Source organism: Pseudomonas sp. fls2-241-TYG-175, assembly GCF_030209155.1.
Lineage (GTDB): Bacteria > Pseudomonadota > Gammaproteobacteria > Pseudomonadales > Pseudomonadaceae > Aquipseudomonas > Aquipseudomonas viridiflava.
Genome location: NZ_JARVSO010000052.1, coordinates 1 through 5,651, shown reverse-complemented (window position 1 = coordinate 5,651; position 5,651 = coordinate 1). Strand labels below are relative to the sequence as shown.

General features: G+C 55.2%; 2 protein-coding genes and 2 pseudogenes. All 4 read left to right on the top strand.

What is annotated here, in order from left to right:
* A pseudogene (locus QRN20_RS25165) lies at positions 1–389 on the top strand (type VI secretion system tip protein VgrG); the annotation flags it as partial.
* Positions 376–1,275 carry a DUF4123 domain-containing protein gene (locus tag QRN20_RS25160; protein WP_088234894.1) on the top strand — a complete coding sequence of 300 codons (900 nt, stop codon included), beginning with the start codon at positions 376–378 and terminating at the stop codon, positions 1,273–1,275. The pseudogene QRN20_RS25165 and the gene QRN20_RS25160, both read left to right, overlap by 14 nt.
* A complete protein-coding gene (locus QRN20_RS25155; protein WP_145958172.1) occupies positions 1,272–4,952 on the top strand; it encodes a toxin VasX in 3,681 nt (1,226 codons plus the stop codon). Before QRN20_RS25160 ends, QRN20_RS25155 begins: the two co-directional genes overlap by 4 nt.
* Positions 4,945–5,651: pseudogene (locus QRN20_RS25150) on the top strand (hypothetical protein); the annotation flags it as partial. The gene QRN20_RS25155 and the pseudogene QRN20_RS25150, both read left to right, overlap by 8 nt.

Genomic DNA, 5,651 nt, shown 5'->3' with positions numbered 1-5,651 from the left:
ACGATCACCTGACCGTGGCGGTCAATCAGCACGTGAAGATCGGCACAGGCCAGTTTCTCGACGCTGGCCAGGAAATCCATCTGAGCGCTGGCATGAAGATGGTGATCGAAGCGGGCAAAGAACTGACCCTGAAGGTCGGTGGCAGCTTCATCAAGATCGACGCCAGCGGCGTCACCCTGAGCGGTCCGGTGATCAACGTCAATACCGGCGGCAGTCCCGGCAGCGGCACACCGGCCGCCCCGCTGAAGCCCGGCCCGTTGCAGCAGGCCGATGCTGATGAGGCGGGGCAGGTATTGGTGCCCGCACAACGACAGGCATTGATGCAGAGGAAGCCGATCTGCGCCATCTGTGAAAAGGCCAGACTGGAGACATCAAATGCACGGAATTGAACGGCCGCTGAGCGAGCATTTGCCTCGTGATCTACCTTGGCGGGGAACCGTCGCACTGCTGCTGGATGGAGTCAGCGTCGACAAGTTGCCTCAGCAGTTATACACATGGTCCGAGGCGCCGGATTACCAGCCTCTTTATCTGGGGACGCGTTGGTCAGGGTTGACCGATATCTCGCCGTGCCTGGTCCGCCTGAACAGCGAGCGTGATCCGATCTGTCAGCAGTTTCTGGCGCACGCCGACGAAGAGTGGGGTTACCTCGTCTTCAGCGATCAGCCTTGGCAAACCGTTCTGGATCACTTTCGCTGGTTGATCTGTGTGACTCATCCCCAGGGCCAACAGGTGCTCCTTCGCCTCGCGGATCCGGCGGTGGCGCACGCCTTGCTGGACCAGAGCATGCAACGGGGAGACGCCACATTGTTCGGGCCTTGCTCGCACGTTCTGACTGCCGATGCGGCGCTGAGGTGCTGGCACAACCACCGCCGTCCCGCTAAAGCTCCCGTGACCTCTCACGTCGAACCGTATCGGTTGAGCGAATCACAAGTCACATTGCTGGACGAGGTGAATTTCAGGTCGGTGGTCATCCGTCTTGACCGGCATATGCGGGAATATTTCCCAGCGTTCCAAGTGCACCTTGACGCTCTGGATCGCTGGAAATATCTCTATACGCTTGCCTCGAATGCTTATGAGCGAGGGTTCGGCAGCGAACTGGAAATCACGCTCTACGCCAACATCCACGGATTTCTCGGACCTCATGCCATGACCGAGCATCCAGACCTCGATACGTTGCTTGAAACGCCGTCAACGCTTTCTCCTACTCAACGGATTGAGCATGTCGCCAGTATCGCCAGGGAAAGGGCTGAAAGCCTGCAAGGGAGCCACGGATGAGCACGCCCGCCACCTCAGGAAAAAATCCTAACAACGTCAGCGTGAGTCGCGAGGATGCCAGAAGCTCTACAGGCTCATGCCCGCTGATGAAGGGTAAGATTCAACTGGTGCCTTTGCGTTATGGGCTGGTGAACGGCACTGCTCTTGACCCATCGGGTGAAATACCTGTTCCTTACAAACTTGGCACGCGTCCTTTGGGGATCCGTCTTCTGCGTGATGGATGGCTCTACGTGATCGACAGTCAGAATGATGAGCTGTCGGAGTATCGAGTCATTGATGGTCTGGTCAGCGCAAGGCTGTCGCAGGGTCCTGACGTCAGCAGCGACAAACGCCAGAGCCCGATTGAAAAGCCTGTGTTGGTGTACTCGAAACGCAGCATTCTTTACGTTAACTATTCCGAGGTTCAGTGGACGGCAAAGAAGTGTCGTCAGGTGCTCAAGAGCAAGTCAGAGCGTATGTTTTTTATGCAGGCTGTTGATTTGAACCGGGCCAATTGTGAAACCGGCGGTCCGAGTTTGTTGACGCCTGCTCTGGCCGAGCGCTGGCTGGCAGAAGTTGCGACTGCTCGTGTGCAAAGCGAGCAGATTGAACGCGACAGAGCTGCGGCTAAGGCTCGCGAGGACGCTGAAAACGCTGAACGGAGGAAACGTAATGAACCTGAGGAAAAAGCGACATTTCTTCCTTCAGTCACTGTTTACGTCTCTCCTGAACATGAACGCATTCCCTATTTGTGGGAGAAGCCCGAACGCTTCCGCGAAACGTCAATGACCCCGTTGAGCAGTTGTATTGAGGCAGAGTACCAGCAGGATGTCTTGTATCTTGTGGTAGAGGACAGTATTGGCGTCCTTCGAGATCTCGCCAATTACCAGGATCAGGTAGCCGACTGGATTGATACGTGGGCAAAAGGTGGACCGCAAGAGCGCGCGAACGAACGTGATTACCTGCTTGCCTGCTATATCGAATCGTTGACTCAACTTACTCAGGAGGATATCGGCGGACTGGCCGATGCCAGTGATGATCCGGCCATCAAGCAGATGCTCGGCGATCTGAAAGGAATGCGACAGCCTGAGCAGGGCACCACGCGGCAAGCGATGCTTGAATACCTCAACAAGGGCGGTTTGATGACCCCGCCCAAAGGAAGTCCAGTCCCGCCGGAGCTTGCCGATTTGCAACAGCAGGCATTGGATCATGCGTTGCAGATGGCAATGTACGGCGGCCCTATGGCAGGCCAACACATAGACACTCAGGGGATTGAGGACGCTGACCGTATTTACTACACCCGTGAGCATTTCAAGGGATGTCCTCAAGACTTTGTCAACAAGCACTTCGACGCGCTGCTTAAACTCGGCAAGGAGCAAAATCGCCGGATAAAGGACGTGCTCAATGGCGCCAGGATGGGGCAACGCGGTATTAACGACCTGATTGACCGTGAGGCGATGGATAACGCCTTGTTCGAGCACAGGGGATCAATCAAGCGTTGGAACAGGCTACTCGACAGCATTACCGCCGATAGAGCTGACATGATTTGCGCCGGTCGTTTTCATAAAAATGTCTGGTATTTCGATCCTCAAAATACAGAACAGGTTGGCCAGGCGTTTGCGACAGAATATGGGTGCATGAAAGATATCTGCCGCAGCGATGAAGCCTGCGATGCGATCTTCAAGTATCTGGAGGAAGCACCGCAGTTCAGTCGCCCCATGTTTTACGCGTTACCCTACAGTGAGCAGACGGCGGTCTGGGTTCAGTACGGTTTCGCACAGGCAGCGGGTATCACGTTGTTCAACAACGTGCCTGAATACCTGAAGACCCTTAAAAAGATTGAGGAGCATCGTTTGCCGGCCCTCGATGAGCTCCCGGAAGATACGCGAGCGGTGGCGGACGCTGCACAGCAGACCATGACTCCGGCGCTTAATCGCGGCATGGAAAAAATGCTGGCAGACTTTGATCAGGTGCTGAAGGGGCAGACGATACCTGATCTGGATACGCTTTTCCGCCATTTACCCAACGCCTTGCCGATCCGTATCCTGGATGCCGCGAAGCGTGAGGGCGTGACCTTTACCCTGGCGTCAGACGCCGAGAAGGCCGCGCTCAAGCGTGCGCTTCAGGACGTGCTCGAAGAGCAGGGGCATTTACGCAAACTCAATCAAGAGCGAAATCAGGTAAAGCGCACGGCGGGTCACAAATCGCCAAAAGCTCAACAGCTCCAGGCTGAAATAGTGGTCGCCCGAAAGCAGCTGATGGCCAGTGAGGCCCGTCTGGCAGGGGGACTCAGCCCTATAGGCGAGCTGCCTGACAACAGCGCACGGCTGTATGGGGCAACGCCTGTACGTGCCGGGATTACCGTTGTTTTCCCGCCAGCGAATCATCAAGAGATATCAGGCTTGATGAGAAATTTCCGAGACGGCGTAAAAGCCGCACCGAAGCAAAACCTGATGGGGGATGGGGCGGCGTTATTGTTGTTTGTTGTGCAGGCGGTGAATTTGCTCCAGGTAGCTAAAGAAGCATTTGGCAAAAATAAAGATCAGAGAACCTGGATACCGTTTACAAACGCATTGGCGGCTACTGGTGCGGCAGGGTTCGCTGCTGCTCAAGGCATATTTGATACAGCGCTGACAGCCCGCAGTTCACTTCTTGTGCAAGGGTTGCAGAATCATTCGTTAGGTCATTTACAAGTTCAGATGGGCAAGTTGCATATCGGTTTGGGGTCTATGACCTACGTGTTGGGTATATACGCTGCCGGTGCCAGCTTCAAAGGTTACCAGAGCAGTTGGGAGCAGGCTGTACGTAGCGGAAATGATGGGGCTCAGGCCGGGGCTACCATGTCAATGGCGGGTTCAGGGGGATTGTTGGCTAGCAATGCATACGGGCTGGGCAGCACCGCCCGTGCAACATACACAGTAATCGCTGCTGAACAAGGAGCCGTCAGAGCCGCTGCATGGGCCGCGTCAGGCGCTCGATTATCGAGCGTGTTCTTTCGTGCCAATCTTGTTGGAGCCCTGTTTACTGCGTTGGAGCTGGGAGGGAACTACATTTACAACTACTACAACACCAGCGCGCATGACCAATGGCTACAAACCACACCGTGGGGGAAAGACGCGAGCAAACGCAAATCTCTCAGTCTCGCTGAATACCAACTTTCACTTGTGGCGATAACGCAGGCACCTTCCGTGCAGGTTGGTCGTGTCGAATACGACTCATGGTGGAAAAACCTGTTCCTGAGCGCCAAAATCGGTGACATACATCTGGTTTTACCCGGTCTCGACATGACGGCGTTCCAGGCTCCGTTAGCTGGTCAGCCTAGTCATCAGTTGAAAATCGGAGCTTACCGCATCAACAAAATTCTCATTGATCGGGCACTGACCACAGAGCGTTGGGAAATTCTTAGCGAGCCGGTCGTTGCGGGGCTGCGTAGAAATGAGGGCGATCAGGTGGTCCTCTGTATAAATTACTCAGAGAGCGATGAGCGTATTGTCGGTAAGGCCGGTGAGGAACTGATGTTGGTGGTGGCCGTTCAAAGTATGGGCTCCAATGGCCAGCCTCAACAGCGAATCCACTATATCCGTCTAGATCCGAAGGGCTCAGGTGCCTTTCCCTCGGTTGACCAGGCCCAGCCTGTCCATCAGGCACCTTTGCTCCCGGTAGAGCCTCAGACACTGGAAACTACTTCGCATGTCTAATACCGTTGATGTCAGTATGACCGATCCCGCTACCACAACGCCGCACCGTGCCGGAGACGTAGAGCGTTTTCCCTCTGGGCAAACCATTTACCTCGCACCCTTGCCGCTGCCCACTGATGCAATCCCACACAGCCCCCATGTGAGCGATCTCAATGATACTTATCTGGATTTTGGGGGTGGGAAACCTCAGGTGTTTTCATGGCAAGTGACGTTGGGCGGCCCATTTACGGCTGCGATTTTCATGCTACTGGGTGGCCCGATCATCATCGCTCTTTTGGGCGTGAGCTTTGGCTACGGCGGTTCTGACATCAACGATGCAATGCAAGGCGTTTTTACAGCTGCATTAGAGCCAACCATCTGCATATTTCTATTTAGTCTGAGCATTGGTCTGTTCGTCTGGATCCACAACCATAACAAGTACACCAAAGTCATCCCGACGCGTTTCAATCGCCAGCGCCGTGAAGTCTGCTTTATGCCCACTGGTGCAGAATCCCCCACGTTCGTGCCCTGGGAGTCACTGTCCGCCTGGGTGGTTCAGGCACAGGGCGCGACGCAATATGGCGTGCATCGCCAGTACGCCATGGGGATGGGCTACCAGCAGGCAGGTCAGCAGGTAAGTGTCGAGTTTATGTGTGCAGGCCTATCGTTGGCGATCGCTCACTGGGAAGCTGTCCGCGCCTTCATGGAGTATGAAGTTCA